At 52.2% G+C, this 18,252-nt stretch carries 14 protein-coding genes; 3 read left to right on the plus strand and 11 right to left on the minus strand.

What is annotated here, in order from left to right; genetic code table 11:
- Positions 1–60 precede the first annotated feature (60 nt).
- From ASF12_RS20325 to ASF12_RS20335, 3 genes are all read right to left on the minus strand, one after another.
- Positions 61–1,956, minus strand: coding sequence for a bifunctional homocysteine S-methyltransferase/methylenetetrahydrofolate reductase (locus ASF12_RS20325; protein WP_235533221.1), 1,896 nt, complete (start codon positions 1,954–1,956; stop codon positions 61–63).
- A 13-nt stretch (positions 1,957–1,969) separates the two neighbouring features.
- Positions 1,970–2,800: a diaminopimelate epimerase gene (dapF, locus tag ASF12_RS20330; RefSeq protein ID WP_056038606.1), complete on the minus strand. Its 831-nt coding sequence runs from the start codon at positions 2,798–2,800 to the stop codon at positions 1,970–1,972.
- A gap of 120 nt (positions 2,801–2,920) precedes the next feature.
- Positions 2,921–5,713 (minus strand): calcium-translocating P-type ATPase, SERCA-type, encoded by a 2,793-nt coding sequence (locus tag ASF12_RS20335; protein ID WP_056038610.1) that lies wholly within the window; start codon positions 5,711–5,713, stop codon positions 2,921–2,923.
- A gap of 189 nt (positions 5,714–5,902) precedes the next feature.
- Here ASF12_RS20335 and ASF12_RS20340 point away from each other — a divergent pair, with 189 nt between their 5' ends.
- The gene (locus ASF12_RS20340) at positions 5,903–7,696 is read left to right on the plus strand and encodes an Rqc2 family fibronectin-binding protein (protein ID WP_056038613.1); all 1,794 of its coding nucleotides are present in this window, start codon (positions 5,903–5,905) and stop codon (positions 7,694–7,696) included.
- Between the two features lie 148 nt (positions 7,697–7,844).
- Here the strand turns inward: ASF12_RS20340 and ASF12_RS20345 are convergent, their stop codons facing one another.
- The 8 genes from ASF12_RS20345 to ASF12_RS20380 all read right to left on the minus strand — a co-directional run bounded on the left by ASF12_RS20345 (position 7,845) and on the right by ASF12_RS20380 (position 16,454).
- Positions 7,845–8,714, minus strand: coding sequence for a PHP domain-containing protein (locus ASF12_RS20345; RefSeq protein ID WP_235533222.1), 870 nt, complete (start codon positions 8,712–8,714; stop codon positions 7,845–7,847).
- An 11-nt stretch (positions 8,715–8,725) separates the two neighbouring features.
- Positions 8,726–9,637 carry a selenium metabolism-associated LysR family transcriptional regulator gene (locus ASF12_RS20350; RefSeq protein ID WP_046230589.1) on the minus strand — a complete coding sequence of 304 codons (912 nt, stop codon included), beginning with the start codon at positions 9,635–9,637 and terminating at the stop codon, positions 8,726–8,728.
- 159 nt (positions 9,638–9,796) lie between these two features.
- Positions 9,797–10,234: a hypothetical protein gene (locus ASF12_RS20355; protein ID WP_046230588.1), complete on the minus strand. Its 438-nt coding sequence runs from the start codon at positions 10,232–10,234 to the stop codon at positions 9,797–9,799.
- 312 nt (positions 10,235–10,546) lie between these two features.
- Positions 10,547–10,810 carry a YlbG family protein gene (locus tag ASF12_RS20360; protein ID WP_046230587.1) on the minus strand — a complete coding sequence of 88 codons (264 nt, stop codon included), beginning with the start codon at positions 10,808–10,810 and terminating at the stop codon, positions 10,547–10,549.
- 45 nt (positions 10,811–10,855) lie between these two features.
- A complete protein-coding gene (locus tag ASF12_RS20365; RefSeq protein WP_081418931.1) occupies positions 10,856–11,350 on the minus strand; it encodes a YlbF family regulator in 495 nt (164 codons plus the stop codon).
- A 71-nt stretch (positions 11,351–11,421) separates the two neighbouring features.
- Entirely contained in the window at positions 11,422–13,278 is a 1,857-nt protein-coding gene (locus ASF12_RS20370) for a helicase-associated domain-containing protein (protein WP_056038619.1), read from the minus strand.
- Positions 13,279–13,318: 40 nt separating this feature from the next.
- Positions 13,319–15,016, minus strand: a complete 1,698-nt coding sequence (locus ASF12_RS20375; RefSeq protein WP_056038622.1) for a DNA repair helicase XPB — start codon at positions 15,014–15,016, stop codon at positions 13,319–13,321.
- 253 nt (positions 15,017–15,269) lie between these two features.
- Positions 15,270–16,454, minus strand: a complete 1,185-nt coding sequence (locus ASF12_RS20380; protein WP_056038625.1) for a M20 metallopeptidase family protein — start codon at positions 16,452–16,454, stop codon at positions 15,270–15,272.
- 228 nt (positions 16,455–16,682) lie between these two features.
- Here ASF12_RS20380 and ASF12_RS20385 point away from each other — a divergent pair, with 228 nt between their 5' ends.
- Complete coding sequence (locus ASF12_RS20385) at positions 16,683–17,027, plus strand: YugN family protein (RefSeq protein WP_046230584.1); 345 nt, start codon at positions 16,683–16,685, stop codon at positions 17,025–17,027.
- Between the two features lies 1 nt (position 17,028).
- Positions 17,029–18,198, plus strand: a complete 1,170-nt coding sequence (gene ftsW / locus ASF12_RS20390; RefSeq protein ID WP_056038628.1) for a putative lipid II flippase FtsW — start codon at positions 17,029–17,031, stop codon at positions 18,196–18,198.
- The last annotated feature ends 54 nt before the right edge of the window (positions 18,199–18,252 follow it).

Below are 18,252 nucleotides of genomic sequence, written 5' to 3' on the forward strand. Positions count from 1 at the left end.
AAACTTATAAATGCTTATATTTATGAAAATGGCACTTTCCCCTTATTCATTTCGATGCTATTAGCGATGAACGCCTGTTTTCTCCCAAACATATTCCGTAAGCTGGACCGCCATATCATAAAACATAAACGGTGTAATTAGATAAATGCCTTTGAAATGGAGCACCGCCTCATCCAGAAGCTCCTTGGCTATACGAACGCCTTCAGCACGCCCCGCTTCCCCTTCAAGGCCAGCCATCCGCTGGCGAACTTCATCCGACAGCTGGATGCCCGGCACCTCATTGTGCAGGTACTCGGCATTGCGCCCGCTCGCAAGCGGCATAATACCGATAAAAACAGGAATCGGAAGATGTTTTGTCGCCTCTGCCACCTGTTTGATCAAAGCCGGATCGTAGACCGGCTGTGTCATAATGTAATCGGCGCCGGATTTGATTTTGCGCTCCAAACGCTGCACCGCTTTGTCCAAATGCTTCACATTCGGGTTGAAGGCGGCACCGACGATGAAATTCGCTTTTTGCTTCAGCGGCTTGCCGGAGAAGGCAATGCCTTCATTAAGCTGCTTCGTCATGCGGATCATCTCAAAGGAGGTGAAGTCATAGACGGAGCTGGAATCCGGCAAATCGCCAAAACGGGCCGGGTCGCCTGTTACCGCAAGCACATGGTCAATGCCAAGCGCGTCAAGGCCCATCAAGTGGGATTGCGTACCGATCAAATTGCGGTCCCGGCAGGCAATGTGCACGAGCGGCCGCAAGCCGACCTTCTCTTGCACGAGCGCTGCGAGCGCCAAATTGCTCATGCGCGTAACTGCCAGCGAATTATCCGCCATCGTAACCGCGTCCGTTCCACATGCCTTAAGCGCTGCTGCTCCCGCCATAAATTTGCTAATATCCAAATCGCGCGGCGGGTCCAGCTCGACAATTACGGTATGACGCTCGCGGACCGTATCCACGATGTTCGGCTCGCTTGGCATGCGTACATCCGGAATTTCCAGCTTCACCGGAGGTTGTTCATTAATAACAATGGTCTCTACTTCCGCAACAGCCGTTTCTCCAGCTGCCTGTGAACCGCTTTGCGGTGAATAGTGGTTCAGCGCTGCTGCCATTGCAGCGACATGCTCAGGAGTCGTACCGCAGCAGCCACCGACAATGCGCGCTCCGTAGTCCGCAAATTCGCGTGCAGATGCCGCAAAATATTCCGGCGTAGCCGCATACGTGTATTTGCCGTCCACATAATCAGGAATACCGGCGTTCGGAAAAATGGACAGCGGCCATGTCGCTTCCCCTTCAATCGCTTTCATCGCCCGCATAATCCCGTTCGGGCCGCTTCGGCAGTTGAAGCCAACGACATCTGCGCCTTCATCGGTAAGCTGGTCGAACGCCTGTCTCAGGCTGACGCCATCTTGCGTACGGCCAACGTCTTCAACTGCGAATTGGCAGATGACCGGGATATCCGTAAGCTTGCGGGCAATCCGCAATGCCAGCAGCATTTCGTCAAGATCGTAAAACGTTTCAAGCATAAAACCGTCAACGCCCTCTGTCAGCAGCGCCGCCATTTGGCGCTCATATGCATCGCTGACGCGGACGGTTCTTGTGTTTTTAAGCTTTCCGGCGCGAATCGAGCCGACCGCCCCTACTACGTAAGCATCCGGGCCGGATGCAGCGCGGGCAATGCGGACACCCGCACGATTAATCGCTTCCATTTCCGCTTCCAAGCCGTAAATCGACAGCTTTTCCAAGTTTGCCGAAAAGGTGTTCGTTTCAATGACCTGTGCTCCCGCTTCATAATAGCGGCGGTGAACATTTTCAATAACATCAGGACGCAAAATATTAAATTCCTCATACGAAACGCCGACAGGGAACCCCATCTGATACAGAAAGGTTCCCATTGCGCCGTCCCCAGTTAAGATGCGCTCAGCGATTGCTGAGCGCAAATCCGGTTTGTTGTTCATCTCTCCCATAGCCGTATCCGCCTTATAATGAGCCGCGGAAAACTTCTGCCGCTGGCCCTGTCATATATACATGATTATCCGCTTCATTCCATTCAATGAGCAGATCGCCGCCCTTCAGCGACACCGTTGCCGTCCGATCTGTGTAACCGTTCAGCACCGAAGCAACGACCGTCGCGCAAGCGCCTGTACCGCAAGCAAGCGTCGGGCCTGCACCGCGTTCCCAAACGCGCATTTCCGTATGCTCGCGGGAATTGACCGTAACGAACTCTACGTTGATTTTGCGCGGGAACATCGGATGGGTCTCCAGCTTGGGACCCCATGCAGCCAAGTCGAAATTAGCCGCATCATCTACGTAAATAACGCAATGCGGATTGCCCATCGATACAGCAGTAAAGCGGAACTCATGGCCGTCAACCTCAATCGGATGCTCCACAACCTGCTCCTGGTCTACCGTAGTCGGAACCGCCAGGCCATTCAAAATCGGCTCGCCCATATCAACGCGAACGCTTTGAACTTTGCCGCCTTCTACTCTCAATTGTACTGCCTGTGCACCTGCGCCAAGCGTTTCAATCGTAATGAGCTCCTTATTGGTTAAGCCGTTGTCATACACGTATTTTGCAACGCAGCGAATCGCGTTGCCGCATTGTTCGGCTTCAGAGCCGTCAGAATTGATGATGCGCATGCGGAAATCCGCATTTTCCGAAGGCAAAATGTATACAAGACCGTCTGCGCCAATACCGAAAAATCGGTTGCACAATTCGATAGCAAGCTGAGCTGCGTTATCAGGCAGCTGCTGCTCGCCCGCAATAACGATAAAATCATTTCCTAATCCGTGCATTTTCGTGAAATTCATATGTGTACGCTCCTTTGCCGCGGCTATCATTGATAAATAAAAGATTCTGATTAATGATAGCATACCGCAAAGCTTGGATAAACACTATTCATTAAATACATCAACATTTGTACTTTTATGTTATCTGGTCGACATTTTGGAGCCAAACGTCAGCTTGCCCGATTTGTTTTTAGGCTTGGATGTGCCCAGCACGCTGCCAATTCCCATAAGGAACGTCGGAATTCCCGCTGCAACAAAGACGAGACACCATTCGCGCAGGCCAAGCGGCACCGTTTTGAAAATAGGCTGCAGCGGCTCAATGTAAAGCACGCCAAGCATCATAATGAGCGACGATAGCACAGCGAGCACCAAATAACGGTTTTGCAGCGGATTGCGGTGAAAAATCGAGCGCGAGCTGCGGCAGTCAAACACATGAATGAGCTGCGCCATTACGAGTGTTGCAAACGCGACGGTTTGCGCTTTAACCAAATGCTCCGTGCTTCCCGGCGCCTCAATCAGCGTAATCCAGAATGCCCCAAGCGTACATAAGCCGATGAGCAAGCCGCGGCTAATGATTTTCCAACCAAGTCGGCGGGCAAAAATATTTTCCTTCGCCGAGCGCGGCTTCTGGCTCATTAAATCCTTCTCCGCCTGATCGACGCCAAGCGCCATCGCCGGCAGCCCGTCGGTCACCAAATTGACCCATAAAATTTGGATTGGCACGAGCGGCAGCGGCAAGCCAACCATCATAGCAAGCAGCATCGTCATAATTTCGCCGACATTCGATGCCAGCAAGTAGCGGATGAATTTGCGGATATTTTCATAAATATTCCGACCCTCTTCAATGGCTGAAACAATGGAAGCGAAATTGTCATCGCTCAAAATAAGGGCAGACGCTTCCTTGGAGACATCCGTTCCGGTAATGCCCATAGATATGCCGATATCAGCCGCTTTGATCGCTGGCGCATCATTTACCCCGTCGCCCGTCATTGCAACGACATGCCCTTGGCGCTGGAGCGATTTGACGATGCGCAGCTTATGCTCTGGAGACACGCGGGCATAAACGTATACATTGTCAACGAGTCGATCGAGCTGCTCATCGCTCATGCTTTCCAGCTGCTTGCCGCTCATCGCAATGCCTCCGCGGGGCATAATGCCCAGCTGCCCAGCGATGGCTTCCGCAGTCAACTGGTGATCGCCTGTAATCATCACCGTCTTGATGCCAGCGCGGCGGCATACGGCGATCGCTTCCCTCGCTTCGCGGCGCGGCGGGTCAATCATGCCCGTAAGCCCAACGAATACGAGCTGGCTTTCCGCCTCCGCTTCGCTATTGCATTTATCCGTCGCCCGCAGGTCGCGATAGGCGAGACCGAGCACACGCAGCGCTGATTGGGCCATCTCTTCGCTCGCCTCGGCATATTTTTGCTTAAGCGTCCCTGTAAACGGCACAACCTTGCCATCCCACAGCACATAGCTGCACTGGTGCATGAGCACATCTGGCGCGCCCTTCGCATAAATGACGCGACCTCCTTGATGGGCTGCCAATACCGACATCAGCTTGCGCTCCGAATCGAACGGGAACTCCCGCTCCCGCTTGTACAGCCCTTCCAGCGATTTGGCCGTCAAGCCGAGCTTCGCTGCCAGCACGACGAGCGCTCCTTCGGTCGGATCGCCATTGAGCACCCACTCCTGCTTGGCTTCCCCTGCATTTTTGCTGCTGCGCTTGCGGCCATCCTCTGGCTCCACCTGATAAATCGAAGCATTATTGCACAGCGCGGCAATTTGCAGCAGCCGTTTAAGCGAGGCGTCATGCTTCATATCGACGGGCTCCCCGCCCTCCAAAATCGCTCCGACAGGCTCATAGCCCTGCCCGGTCACATCCAGGCGGCGACCGCCCATCCAAATGGTCGTGACGGTCATTTTATTTTGCGTCAGCGTGCCTGTTTTGTCTGAGCAAATAACCGAGGCACAGCCGAGCGTCTCTACCGACGGCAGCTTACGGACGATAGCCTTGCGCTTGATCATCCGCTGCACGCCAAGCGCGAGCGCTATCGTCACAATAGCGGGCAGCCCTTCGGGAATAGCGGCTACAGCAAGGCTGACGCCAGCCAGAAACATGCCATAAGCAGGCTGTCCATGCAAAATTCCTGCTACAACAACGATAATCGTCAGGCCAATGGCGACGGCGATCAATATTTTGCCCAGCTGCTCCAGCCTGTGCTGCAGCGGCGTTTCCATCGACTCCGTCTGCTGGATAAGCTCGGCAATCGTGCCCATCTCCGTCTTCATTCCGGTACGAATGACCATGCCCTTCGCAGTGCCCCGTGTGACCATCGTGCCCATAAACCCAATATTGCGCTGATCACCGAGCGGCAAATCCGCTTCGGAAATTGCCATCGCATGCTTGCCCACTGGCACGGACTCTCCCGTTAAGGCAGACTCCTCCGTATAGCAGCTGTTCGCCTCAAGCAGCCGCACATCGGCAGGAATCCGGTCCCCGCTCTCCAGCACAATGACATCACCAACGACCAGGTCCTTGGCTGGAATGTCCATCATTTGCCCGCCGCGCAGCACCTTGGCCGACGGGGCCGACATTTCTTTTAGCGCATGCAGCGACTTTTCCGCCCGAAACTCCTGTACGAAGCCGAGCACAGAATTAATGACGATAATGGCGATAATCGTTACCGCATCCAAATATTCGCCCAAAAGCCCTGATATAAGAGTAGCGCCCATGAGCACCAATACCATAAAATCCTTGAACTGATTGAGAAACAGCATGATCGGCGATACCCGCTTGCCCTCGGTCAGCTCATTGTGCCCATCCCGCTGCAACCTTTCCGCCGCTTCAGCGGCAGCCAGCCCCTGCTCCGGGATGCTGTTCAGCGCTTGCGTCAGCTCCCCTTTACCCAATTGATGCCATTTCAATTGTTCCATCGCTTCTTTTCCCTCCCGTATATGCCTCAGCGCCCCTCGGACAGCCTCTCAAGCCTAAATGTATTCGGACAACCCGCAAAATATCCCAACAAGGGGTTAAGTTTTTGCCCCAACTATGGCATGATAGAAAGATACGTACCGATTTCAGGAGCCCTTCAGTGACCTGAAACATAAAGGAGCTAGCGAATTATGGCCTTAGACGGCATTGTCATACATGCAATTACCGATGATTTGCAGCGCTGCATTGGCGCCCGCATTCATAAAATCCATCAGCCGACAGCTAACGACCTCATCTTCAGCATTCGTGGAGCCGGAATGAGCGGCAAGCTGCTGCTGTCCGCCAATCCCACCTATCCGCGGCTTCATTGGACGACGGGCACTTATGTCAATCCGATGGAAGCCCCGATGTTCTGCATGCTGCTGCGCAAATACTGCGAGGGCGGCGTCATTGAAGCGATCAGCCAAATCGGACGGGAACGAATTTTACATATCGATATCCGGCACCGCGACGAGCTCGGCGACTTATCGTTGAAACGCATTGTTATTGAAATTATGGGGCGGCACAGCAACATTATTTTGCTGGATCCGGCTACCGGCATCATCCATGACGGCATCCATCATGTCACGCCTTCCATCAGCAGCTTCCGCATCGTCATGCCGGGCAGCAGCTACGTCTCTCCCCCTGACCAAGGAAAGCTTGATCCATTTGCTATTGCCCGAGAGGACCAGTTCCACGAAGCGCTTCGCAAGCCAGAGCCGGCTCATTCGGAGGCAGCTGGCGATGAAGCTGACAGCACACCAGCAGTAGAGAAGCAAGCTAGTGCAGATGCTCCCATTTTTCAGCAGCTTGTAGAAGCTTTCAGCGGTTTGAGTCCGCTGCTTGCCAAGGAGATTGCATACCGTGCTAATGATTCAGCAGCTGCCTTATGGCCGAGCTTTTCTGCTTTAATGGACAAAGCAAAGCGGGGAGAATTTGAGCCCGCCATCGTAACGAACGCGAAAGGCAAAGCTTATTTTTCCATCACGGCGCTCACTCATTTGGAAGGGGAAACCGCAAGCTTCCCTAACGTCAGCGAAATGCTCGAAGCGTTCTATGGCGATAAAGCCGAGCGGGATACGGTGAAGCAGCGCGCCTCCGATCTAATCCGTTTTGTGCAAAACGAAAAAGCCAAAAACATTAAAAAAATCGACAAGCTGGAGGAAACGTTGGTTGACGCGCATGATGCCGATAAATACCGCGTCCTTGGCGAACTGCTTACCGCCTTCATGCATCAAATCCAGCGCGGGGATAAGGTAGCGACATTGGTTAACTTTTATGATGAAAATCAAGCGACGGTCACGATAGAGCTTGATCCGCAGCTCACACCGTCTGACAATGCGCAGCGCTATTTCCGCCGCTATACGAAGCATAAGAACAGCATCGCTGTCGTTGGCGAGCAGATGGAGCTGGCGAAGGCAGAAATTGATTATTTGTCCTCCCTGCTTCAGCAGCTGGACAATGCGTCGCTTGCCGACACGGAAGAAATTCGCGAGGAGCTCGTTGCGCAGGGCTACCTGAGGGATCGCAGCAGCAAGCGCGGACCTAAACGCAAAAAGGCGGCCCAGCCTTCTCTGCTCTGTTACACCTCTTCGGAAAATATTGCGATTTACGTAGGCAAAAACAATACGCAAAACGAATATTTGACGAACCGTCTCGCCTCTTCCTCCGACACTTGGCTGCATACGAAGGACATCCCGGGCTCGCATGTCGTCATCCGCGGGGGCAGCTTTGGCGATGCTACACTTGAAGAGGCAGCTATGCTGGCGGCGCATTACAGTCAAGCAAGATCGTCCAGCATGATTCCGGTGGACTACACGATGATACGCCATGTGCATAAGCCAAGCGGCGCCAAGCCAGGCTTCGTCATCTATGATCATCAGAAGACGCTTTTCATTACGCCAGACGAACAGCGCATTAAAGCACTGCCTTCAAAAATCACCTAATTAAAGCAGTAGGCTTCAAAAGGCCAGCCTCATCTGTACAACTTGGCCTTGCCTACATGGCCTAAATTGCCTGCACACCATAAAAAAGGACGTGAACCCGCTGCTAAGCACAGCTGGTCACGTCCTTTTCATTTAAAAAGACCTATCTTTACGAACTCACATCGTTCAAGTTCAATCCAGATTTCAATAGCTCCAAGACGCCCGCATCCACTGTCCGGCTGCCAATTGCGCCGTGAAATACTTTGCCTTCCCGTTCACCGTGATAATCAGAGCCACCGGTTACAATCAAGCCGTATTGCTCCGCAAGCTGCAAATATCTCGCTTCCTCCTGGGGGCCATGATCGGAATGATAAACCTCAATGCCTTGAACGCCGCCACTGCGAATTAATTCCTCCACCAGCTTGTCGTTGCTGTATAAACCAGGATGAGCCAGCACGCTCACGCCACCCGCTTCCTTGATCCAGCTAATCGCTTCATAAGGATTCACGCGAGGCGGATTGACATAGGCTGCGCTTCCCGAAGCCAGATAACGGTCGAACGCCTCCCGCATGGTGGCGACTGCCCCTTTACGAATGAGCAGCTCCGCTATATGCGGACGGCCTACCGTCTTCCCGCCCGCCGCATCGCCAGAGTGCTCCAGCGCGACCGCTATAACCTCCTCCAGCGTTATGTCGATGCCCAGCTCTACGAGCTTGGCAACGATTAGCTCATTGCGTTTGTCACGAACTGAACGCAGCCCCGTAAGGCGCTGCTGCCATAATTGATCCCGCCAATTCGCATAATAGCCGAGCACATGAATGTCCTGACCATCTGCCACCGTGCTTAGCTCTACTCCTGGCACCACCGTGATGCCTAATCGCTCGCCTTCCGCCAGCGCCTCTTCCACCCCAGCCATCGTATCATGGTCGGTTATCGCAATCGCTGCCAGCCCTGCTGCCTTTGCTAGCTGCACATTGTAGCTTGGGGAGCCTGTACCGTCGGAAGCCGTCGTATGTGTATGCAAATCAGCTTGTCTCATCTCACTGCTCCTCATAGCCATTTTCTCAAATCATTTTCTCTAAGAAACGTTAAAAAAGTGACCGCAGAAATCGGCAGCAGCGCGGATTTCAAATAAATCGAATAAAACTGCCGTTTAAATTTCGTATCTACAATCGGCACGCTATGCAACAAGCCTAGCGCAATTTCATGCTTGGTCGATGAGGAGGACAGAAAAGAAATGCCTAAGCCCGCTTCTACCGCACATTTTACCGCGCCGGTGCTTCCAAGATCCATGACGACCTTAAGATCGGAAGGATCAATATTTTTGCGCTTCAGCTGCTCTTCCATCACAAGCCTCGTTCCAGAGCCTTGCTCACGCAGCACAAAGGGATAGCTTGCCGCCTCTGTCAGCGTCACATCCGTTCGCCCCGCTAGCGGGTGACCCTGTGGCACTACGAGATGCAGCTCATCGCTCATGACGGCCTCCATCTGCATATCCGGATGATTGACAGGCGCTTCAATAAGCCCAAAATTCAGCTGATGATTAATGATATCCTCCATAATTTGCGCTGTGTTCATCACCTTCATGCTGATGGCAATGTCCGGATAAGCTTGACCGAAAGGGCCGAGCAGCCGTGGAAGTATGTATTCTCCTATCGTCAGACTGCCTCCAAGCAGCAGCCGTCCCTTTAATTGCTTTGTAAACAAGCTCATCGCTTGATCTGTATCTCTAATTAGCTCAATACTGCGTCTCGCGTACGGCATCAGCTCCTGCCCGGCTTCTGTCAGCTCGATTCGCTTTGTCGAACGCAGCAGCAGCTTCGTGCCAAAATAATCCTCCAGCGACTGAACCTGCATGGTCACGGCCGGCTGGGTCATATGGAGCGCTTGCGCCGCAGCCGAAAAGCTGCCCCGTTCCGCGACGGTATAAAAAATATGCAGTTGATGAAAATTAAGCGCCATCTGGCCGACCACCCTTTCCTTTGCCCTATATTATACTATATGGCTAGGCCAAAACGCACGAAAAAGCGCAACTATCGTTCATCGCACGGCTAGCTGCTGCTTAACCATGCTTGCGAATCGAAGATGCGCTTTCATTTTTAATTCCATATAAGGGCCGGTTTATTTCTTCTTGCGGCTATTTTTAACGAGCGTCATTCGCCGGGAATGGCGCAGCCAGGAATAATAGGATTTCAAATCTCTAAGCTCCATCGTCTCCGACATGCGGCCGAGAAAGGTCACGATAATCATTTTGTGCAGCGGGTTCCCCAAGATGTCCGTATCTGTCAGGGAAGGCGAAAATTCAGCTACGAAAACCAAATCATTGTCAATTAAATAGACATCCTGCTCATTGCGGTAATACGACTCGATTCTGCCCTGCTTCAAGCATTCCCACAAAAATTCTGCGATATCCTCATAGCCAGTTTTCTCATGTTCAACTCGATCAATCCAGCGGCTACGGGCATGATTCGTAATGACAATATCAGAAACTTTCATATCGCCCAGATCGACATAGAACGTTTCATAGGTGCTCCATCGTTTCGTCAACTTGTCCTTCATCACGAACCCTCCTCCTAAAGAACCAGGCCTTTATGACTAATATATCAAGTATTTTACCATGATTGACCGATTTTACAACAGAAAAAATGCTGAATCTCAAAAATAACAGTTGACGTGACGCCGCCGCGACCGCGGTTCTGATTATGATCCCGCCACAGGCTTGCTAACTCAGCGTTTCGCTTCCTTTTCCGAAATCGATTTTAGCTTCTCTTTTACGGAGGCTACTTTCATTATATTGCTAGGCATAAAAAAATAGCCCGGGTGGTTGTACCCCACCCGGGCTATTGCGCACAGCCTGTTCGCTGCCAGCAGCTACATGCTGTAAAATCTTGTTTTGTCTTCACTGTCTTTCGTATATTCCGTTCGCAGCTCATTCCGGAAGGAACGTTCAATTCTGCGAACGAATGGCAAACGTCCAATATTGCGCAGCACTTCTTCGGCACGTTCGGCATTTACGTAGATGACGACATAGTGCATTTTGCGCGACATGTAATGAACGGTGCCGTGTTTTTCTAGCGATCTGGCCGCCTTTAGGTCACTGACCCATATAATATAACCCGTCCGTTCCGGTAACAATACGATTCCCTCCACCTGTGTAAAATTCACACCGAGCAGAGCCGCCTAGCCGCAACCGCCGCTTCCACAGCCACATGATCCGCCGCTTCCGCAACCGCCGCCGCTTGCTTCATTGCTCGGCACTTTAATCGTGTCCGATACTGATTCAGCAATGGTCCGTGATACCTCAAACAGCATCGTATCAACAGCCTGCTCCGCTGATTTGAATCGAACGACCGCCTCGATTTGGGCGAGCTCAGCTTCAACCAGCTTAATTTTATCTTTGGCTGCATGAAAATCCGGATGAAAACGCCCAAAACGCTGGCATTCCTCAAACAGCTCTTTCGCCTTTTCAAACTTCCTGGTCAGCGCCTTAACATCAGCATCCTCGCTGACTGCGTCTTTCCAATATAAATATTCGGCAACTTCAGCCGACTGATTAATCCAATCACCCAGCTCGTAAGCACAAAGCAGCAGCGACGCCATATCGAGCGAAGAAACACCGCTTGCACCTTCAGGGTGTATGGGTAGAACAGCCGAGAGCTCCTTAGTAGCAGGCATTTTTCCACCTCATCTCATTCGCTTACTTCCTTATCTATCATAGCATACTAGCTTAAATAGTACATACCATTTTATGTATAAAAATTAATTCCTGGAACAAGCAGCCGCATCGCCTGCCAGCTTTCAGGCGACAACCTCACGCTGGCTCCATATTGCGCGCCTGAGAAGCTGCCCGTTACAGACCAACTATTGGATTCGGCATGCAGCTCCCAAGGTACAAAAGCAGCCAGTCCTTCCTCCAAATGCAGCTCGACAGGTGTTTGCCACTGCAGCGCACGCTCCATCATCTCCCGGCTTGTGGAATGATGGTAGGCGCGGCGCTGGTTCAGCCAGCTTGCGGGAATTTGCTTTAGCCCCGCATAGCTTCCTTGCTTGTCCTCTTCATCATGCTGAATCAGCTCATAATGGCCCAGCCAGTCCTCATGCTCTGCTCTGGGTGTAGCCATTCCATAGTCGGGATACAGCCGGAAACCAGCGACAAGCTGCTGCTGGGAGCTATCCTGAAAGGAAGGATATTCTCTGCCGTCTCCGAAGCTCCCTGCACCCGCAACTGGCTTGTCCAGCTGGCCCAACTTGCTTCCCCAGTCCCGCAGCAGCGGAGCTGCTTCTGCTGCTGCGTCCTTGCTCCCGGAAGCCCATTCGAGAAATGCGAGCATCGCTGCTTCCGTTCGGCCAAAAGCCATTGCCCGTTCGATCGACTTGCGGCTAAGCCGGTACAGCCCTTGCTGCACCTCGTTCACACGCTCGGCCATAAGCTCCAGCTCCCAGCGAATACGCCCGTCGCATTCCGTTAGGACGATAATTTCCCCATTTGGCTGCACGATGACAGCTTCGCTTTCACTTGAAAGCGGTGCTGATGAACGATCTGTTCCGGGCTGGGGATCTATCATCCAGCGAAACCAGCTGCGCTCCCCGGGTCCTTCGATCCGCTCAAGCCAGCCGAAAGCATGCAGCGTGTCCAACCACCCCAGCAGCTGCTGCTTATCGCTCAAAGGCAATTGTCCAGCCGCAACTGCAACAGCCTCGCCCTGCACCTGATACAGCCACGCCTCAGCCTCATACCAAGGCCCCATGGTTAGCGCAGACAATGCCGATGCGCCATGCGCCAAAAGCGGCTTTCTATATAAATAATGCTCCACAATCAGGCTGTGCAGACAAGCCTCTCGGGCAAAGCTGTTTAAAATCAGCCACTGCTCCAGCTTATCCTTTACCCATATGAGCCGCCCCTCTTCCTCCTCCAGCACGCCTAATCTTACAGCCGTTTCCAAAATAAAGGCAGGTATGCGTCCGTATTGGCGTACCCGATCGTCCGATACATTCAAGCAAGCGATATTTTCCTCCGTAAGCGTAACGGAGATCCCCAGTCGGGCAATTATTTTTTTAGGCAAAATTCCTTTATTCGTCAGCGTAAGCCCGCTTCGCGCGAGCTCCGTCCACGCATCAAGCAATTGAAGTCCCAGCAGTCTACCAGAGGCTCGAAACTGCAACTCGCCTTCCGCCAAAGCATCCATCGCCTTCGCCTCCATATGGCAGGGAAACACCAGCTGCCGCCATAGCGCAAAGCTGTCGCGAGGCACAAAATAAATGCGCTCGCCCCAATTGCGGCTTACCGAAAATACGAGTCCGCCGCGCTGCAGCTCTGCCAAAGCCCAGCGAAACTCCGCGCCTGACATGCACGCCTGCTTCGGGCCGAGGCGAAAAAGCCTCTCCTCAGGAGCTGGATCAGCGCCAGCAAGCTTTATGACCGCTTTCAGCGCCGCAAGCGTCGTAGAAGAGAGCGATTGAATCGCCTCAAGCATGGAGCGGCGATCTTTAACCGCATCGCTCCACTGCTTATTTTCTTTAGCTGCATACCACCACATCGGCGCTTCCATAAATGTTTGCTGCCGATAATCCGTCAGCTTGTCGGCGAGCTCGTGGACGTACATTTTTTTCTCCCCCTACATCGTTTGCCTCGGCTTGCTGCCTTTATTCAAGCAGAGCTGCTTCCCGCGATTCCAGCGCATAGCGATACCCCTGCTCCACCATGAACAGCTGGCGCCGCAAGGCAAAATCCAGCTCCTTGGTGCCGTCGCTGACAACGGTATAAAACCACGCTTCGTTTCTTCCTTGCTTTGGCCTGAGAATGCGCCCAATGCGCTGAGCCTCCTCTTGCCTTGAGCCATAGCTGCCCGATATTTGAATAGCTACTGCCGCATCCGGCAAATCAACAGCGAAATTGGCAACCCTTGAAACCGCCAGCACCGGAACCTCGCCCGAGCGGAAACGGTCATACAGCAGCTGGCGTTTATCCTGCTCCAGCTCTCCGGTTATAACAGGAATCGCAAGCGCTTCGGCAACCGCATGCAGCTGATCTAAATATTGCCCGATAATGAGCGTAGGCACGCCTTCATGACGCTTCAGCAGTTCCCTAATTACAGATGCCTTTGATGGATTTTCTGCCGCAAGCCGCAATTGGGAACGGGGAGCGGCAGCCGCATAACGCGTGCGGACATCCTCACCAAGCGGTATGCGAATTTCGGTGCAATGAACAGCCGCAATATGCCCCTCTGCTTCAACCGCCTTCCACAGCCATTCATACTGCTTCGGACCAATGAGCGAAAAGACGTCCTCCGCGCAGCCATCCTCGCGGACGAGCGTTGCCGTTAGCCCAAGCCGCCTCGTCGCTTGAATATCTGCCGTCATTCGAAATACAGGTGCAGGCAGCAAATGCACCTCATCATAAATAATGAGCCCCCAGTCGCGCTCTGAAAATAAATTCATATGCTGGTAAGCTGCCGACTTCGCCTTGCGGCTCGTCAATATTTGATAGGTGGCAATGGTTACCGGGCGTACCTGCTTGAGCCCGCCGGCATATTCTCCGATGTGCTCTTCCAGCAGTGTTGTTTTGTCCAGGAGCTCGCGCTTCCACTGCTGGACCGAGGTGGTGCTGGAGGTCAAAATCAGGGTCGCGCTGCTTAGCTTAGCAAGAGCAGCCAGTCCCACAACCGTCTTGCCTGCCCCGCATGGCAGCACGACGACCCCGCTGCCGCCATGCACGGAGCCTTCAGCGCAGAAAACATCTACCGCCTGCTGCTGATAGGCTCGCAGCTCAAACGGCTTGCCTTGGCGCGTTACCTCACGCAGCTGCACCTTCAGCGCCTCGCCGGCGTGATAGCCCGCCTGATCGATGACGGGATAACCGAGCCGAGCCAGCTCCTGCTTGAGCAGCCCCCGCTCCTCCCCGCGAACTTCTACACCTAGCCCGCTGAGGCATGCTGCCAAATCCGGGCTAGCTAATTTCGGCCCGATTTCCGGATGGAGAGCAAGCTCCGCCAGCAGCTCCGCGCTGCCACTGAGCATGAGCTTGTCTTCTGCCTGCTCAAGGTGCAGCTTGCCATAGCGGCCCATCCATTTGCGTATGCTCATTTCCGTATAGCCCGGGATGCTCGATGAAGCATACTTCATCAGCAGCGCTATGACGTCCTCCGCTGCCATTCCCGACGCGCAGGCTTGCCACAGCGTCATGGCTGTCATCCGGTACGTATGCCAACCGCCTGGGCGTTTGACGAGCTCTGCGAAAGCAAGCAGCCTGCCAGCAGCTTCCTCTGCCCCGGCCTGCTTCATATTGAGCAGCAGCGTCATATCGCTTTGAACAATGAGCGGCTTGCTGCTTGGTTCCAGCATATTATCCCCTCCTTATGTATCTGTGTGCAGCCTGCCATTAGCACAACGGCGAAGCCAACCCACCCGGCCATAATGGCCTCCTATAGGAGCAGTATGCGGAAATAGGCCCTATTTTATGCAAGCATAAAAGTCGTTGTTATCTTTAGCTGGTCATAAAAAAAGAGAGCATGCCACCGTATTCTGTGACATACTCTCCATTTATCGTACTGCTGCTGCCATGCTCGTCCAGCACGCCGTTTAATGCTCTAACCTTCTAATGCTCTGACACATAATCCTCAGCCAGCCGTATGAGCAGTTCTGCGGATTTAAGCATGGCGCCTTCTTCGAAATCGAACTTAGGATGATGATGGGAATAGCTGGTGGACGTATCACCATTGCCCGCGCCTACCATCATAAAGCAGCCGGGAACTTCATCCAAATAGTAGGAAAAATCTTCTGCTACCATCATTTCATCGCCCCGCACCGCATTGCCTTCTCCGAGCATCGGCTCCGCTACGCGGAAAAAACGCTCCGCTTCATGCTCATTATTAATGACGGCAGGATAGCCGACGCGAAGCTGAAAATCGTATTTGGCGCCATACATTTGGCACGTATGCTCAATAACCTGCTTCAAACGCTCATGAATAAAATAACGGCTTTCCTCATCGAAGGAACGAACCGTGCCTTTCATCAAACACCGCTCGGCAATGACGTTATTCGTCGTTCCCGCTTGAAAAGAACCTATAGAAATAACCGACGGATGCAGCGGATTGATGCTCCGGCTAACAATCGATTGAATCGACTGCACGAGCGACGCCCCAACCACAATCGTATCAATTCCTTTATGCGGCATGCCGCCATGTCCGCCCAGCCCGATAATTTCAATTGTGAATTCATCGGCTGCGGCCATGAATGCGCCTGCTCTTGTCGATACTTGCCCAAATGGGAGCGGTGCCCACAGATGAATGCCATAGATAACATCTACGCCTGCAAGCGCTCCGTCCCTAATCATATGAATGGCACCGCCCGGCGTCACTTCCTCAGCAGGCTGGAACAGCAGTCTCCGCTCGCCTTTAATGTCACTGCGATGCTCCTGATAGAACTTTGCTATGGCCAGCATCGACGACGTATGACCATCGTGCCCGCAGGCATGCATAATTCCGGGTACCGTTGACGCATAATCACACTGCTTCTCATCTTGAATCGGCAACGCATCGATATCGGCGCGCAGAGCCACGACTGGCCCAGGCTGTTCGCCCTTTATCGTCACAACGATTCCATATCCGCCTACACCTTCCTCAAACTCGCAGCCGAATTCCGCCAGCTTCCCTGCGATCCATCTTGAGGTTTTCTCCTCTTGGAAGGATAGTTCAGGATGCTGATGGAGGTATCTCCGCCACTGCACCATCTCTGGATAAAGATGTTGCAGCTTTTCTAATGCATAGACACTGGTCAACATAACAGCAAACCTCCTTCACCTTTTACACAAATGACAGACCTATCGTCTTAATCGTATTAACTTACTCTATTTTAACAGAACGAAGCTCACATAAGGAAGCTTAATTGCAGGAATGTTTATTCGGATTGCTTTGTCGCCGTGGGTAAGGCTTGCACTGGCTGGGGAAACATACTATCATGAGAAATGAATGTTCAACAATTGGTTTTTGAATAATGAGGAGGAAACATCATGATTATTGAGAATACCGGTTTGAACGGTGTTCAGAGCGAGCTGTTCCATCTGGATGAATCGGCAGAAAAGCTCGGCTTCGTTCGCTGGCAGTGGGAATACTACCGCGCTACATATGATTTGAAACTGGAAGATAAGGCTACGAACTCTGAATACTTCTTGCGCATCAACACGCGTGCTGTTGAAGGAAAGCTTGAATCTCCGCATGCTGTACTTGCAATTGAAGCCGTATACATTGGCAGAGCAACGTTCCCGCATGGCATGGAGTATGAATCCCCGGTGCCACAGCCTATTTTGAACACAGCTACGCAGCGATTGCAGCAACTCAAGCAATTGCTTGACTAGTATGAGCAAAACGCAAAACGGCAGCCGTGGCAGGCCAGATTTTCTGCTTTTAATTTTCACGCTTCTGCTCGTCGGTTTTGGGCTCGTGATGGTATTCAGCGCGAGCTCAAGCATTGCTTTATATTCACCAAAGTATTTGAATGATCCGCTTTATTTTGTTAAGAAACAGGCGGTTTTTGCAGCAGCAGGCGTATTTTTCATGCTCATCATGATGAATATTCGTTACGAATTTTACAAGAAATCTTTTTTGCTTTTCTTTATTCCTGTCATTATTTTACTTGCAATTGTTCCTTTTGTGAGTGATAACACTAACGGCGCGCACAGCTGGCTACAAATAGGCTCACTAACTATACAGCCTACGGAGCCCGCAAAGCTCGCGCTTATTTTGTACTTGGGAGCACTCATTACCAAAAAAGGCGAGAAATTTCGCGACTTCAAAAAAGGGCTCGTTCCCGTCATCCTTGTGACAGGCTTCATCTGTTTCCTTATTATGCTGCAGCCGGATTTGGGCTCTTGCATGGTACTGGCAGGCTGCGCAACGGTTATGATTATGGCCGGCGGCGCAAACCTGAAGCAGGTATTCGTAACGGGAGGACTAATGGGACTTGTACTCTCGGTGGTAGTCAGCATTTCTATGGCGATCAGCCCGACAATGTGGTCTTACCGTACTGCCCGTTTTACTGCTTTTTTGGATCCTCTGGCAGACAAGCAGGATACGGGGCTCCAGCTCGTTTCCTCGTTACAGGCATTAGGACATGGCGGTTTTACTGGAGCAGGTTTTGGCGAAAGTGTACAAAAGCTGCATTATTTAACCTATGCGTATAATGATTTTATATTTGCCATTATCGCGGAGGAATTCGGCTTTATTGGCGCCTCGTTTTTTATTTTATTTTTTCTGGCTTTTTTATGGCGCGGCCTGATCATCGCTTTGCGCTGCTCGGATCAATACGGCACTATTATTGGCGTCGGCATTGTAGGGCTGTTCAGCGTTCAGGCATTCATAAACATTGGCGGAGTAACGGGCACTATACCGCTGACGGGAGTAACGCTTCCTTTCATCAGCTATGGCGGCTCGTCCCTGATGACATGTCTGATGTGTATCGGAATTCTTCTCAGCATTTCACGAGAAGCGAATCGCAATGCAAAGCCAAAAAACAAACGTCAAAACTAAAACAAGCTTCCCACCTGCTATGAGGCGCGGAAGCTTGTTTATTGTTGTGTCGTT

It is taken from the genome of Paenibacillus sp. Leaf72, assembly GCF_001422685.1.
Lineage (GTDB): Bacteria > Bacillota > Bacilli > Paenibacillales > Paenibacillaceae > Pristimantibacillus.

Bases quoted from the DNA above. Each gene is read 5' to 3' on its own strand.
- ASF12_RS20325 (WP_235533221.1), bottom strand. From the start codon at position 1,956: ATGGGAGAGATGAACAACAAACCGGATTTGCGCTCAGCAATCGCTGAG.
- dapF (WP_056038606.1), bottom strand. From the start codon at position 2,800: ATGAATTTCACGAAAATGCACGGATTAGGAAATGATTTTATCGTTATT.
- ASF12_RS20335 (WP_056038610.1), bottom strand. From the start codon at position 5,713: ATGGAACAATTGAAATGGCATCAATTGGGTAAAGGGGAGCTGACGCAA.
- ASF12_RS20340 (WP_056038613.1), top strand. From the start codon at position 5,903: ATGGCCTTAGACGGCATTGTCATACATGCAATTACCGATGATTTGCAG.
- ASF12_RS20345 (WP_235533222.1), bottom strand. From the start codon at position 8,714: ATGAGACAAGCTGATTTGCATACACATACGACGGCTTCCGACGGTACA.
- ASF12_RS20350 (WP_046230589.1), bottom strand. From the start codon at position 9,637: ATGGCGCTTAATTTTCATCAACTGCATATTTTTTATACCGTCGCGGAA.
- ASF12_RS20355 (WP_046230588.1), bottom strand. From the start codon at position 10,234: ATGAAGGACAAGTTGACGAAACGATGGAGCACCTATGAAACGTTCTAT.
- ASF12_RS20365 (WP_081418931.1), bottom strand. From the start codon at position 11,350: ATGCCTGCTACTAAGGAGCTCTCGGCTGTTCTACCCATACACCCTGAA.
- ASF12_RS20370 (WP_056038619.1), bottom strand. From the start codon at position 13,278: ATGTACGTCCACGAGCTCGCCGACAAGCTGACGGATTATCGGCAGCAA.
- ASF12_RS20375 (WP_056038622.1), bottom strand. From the start codon at position 15,016: ATGCTGGAACCAAGCAGCAAGCCGCTCATTGTTCAAAGCGATATGACG.
- ASF12_RS20380 (WP_056038625.1), bottom strand. From the start codon at position 16,454: ATGTTGACCAGTGTCTATGCATTAGAAAAGCTGCAACATCTTTATCCA.
- ASF12_RS20385 (WP_046230584.1), top strand. From the start codon at position 16,683: ATGATTATTGAGAATACCGGTTTGAACGGTGTTCAGAGCGAGCTGTTC.
- ftsW (WP_056038628.1), top strand. From the start codon at position 17,029: ATGAGCAAAACGCAAAACGGCAGCCGTGGCAGGCCAGATTTTCTGCTT.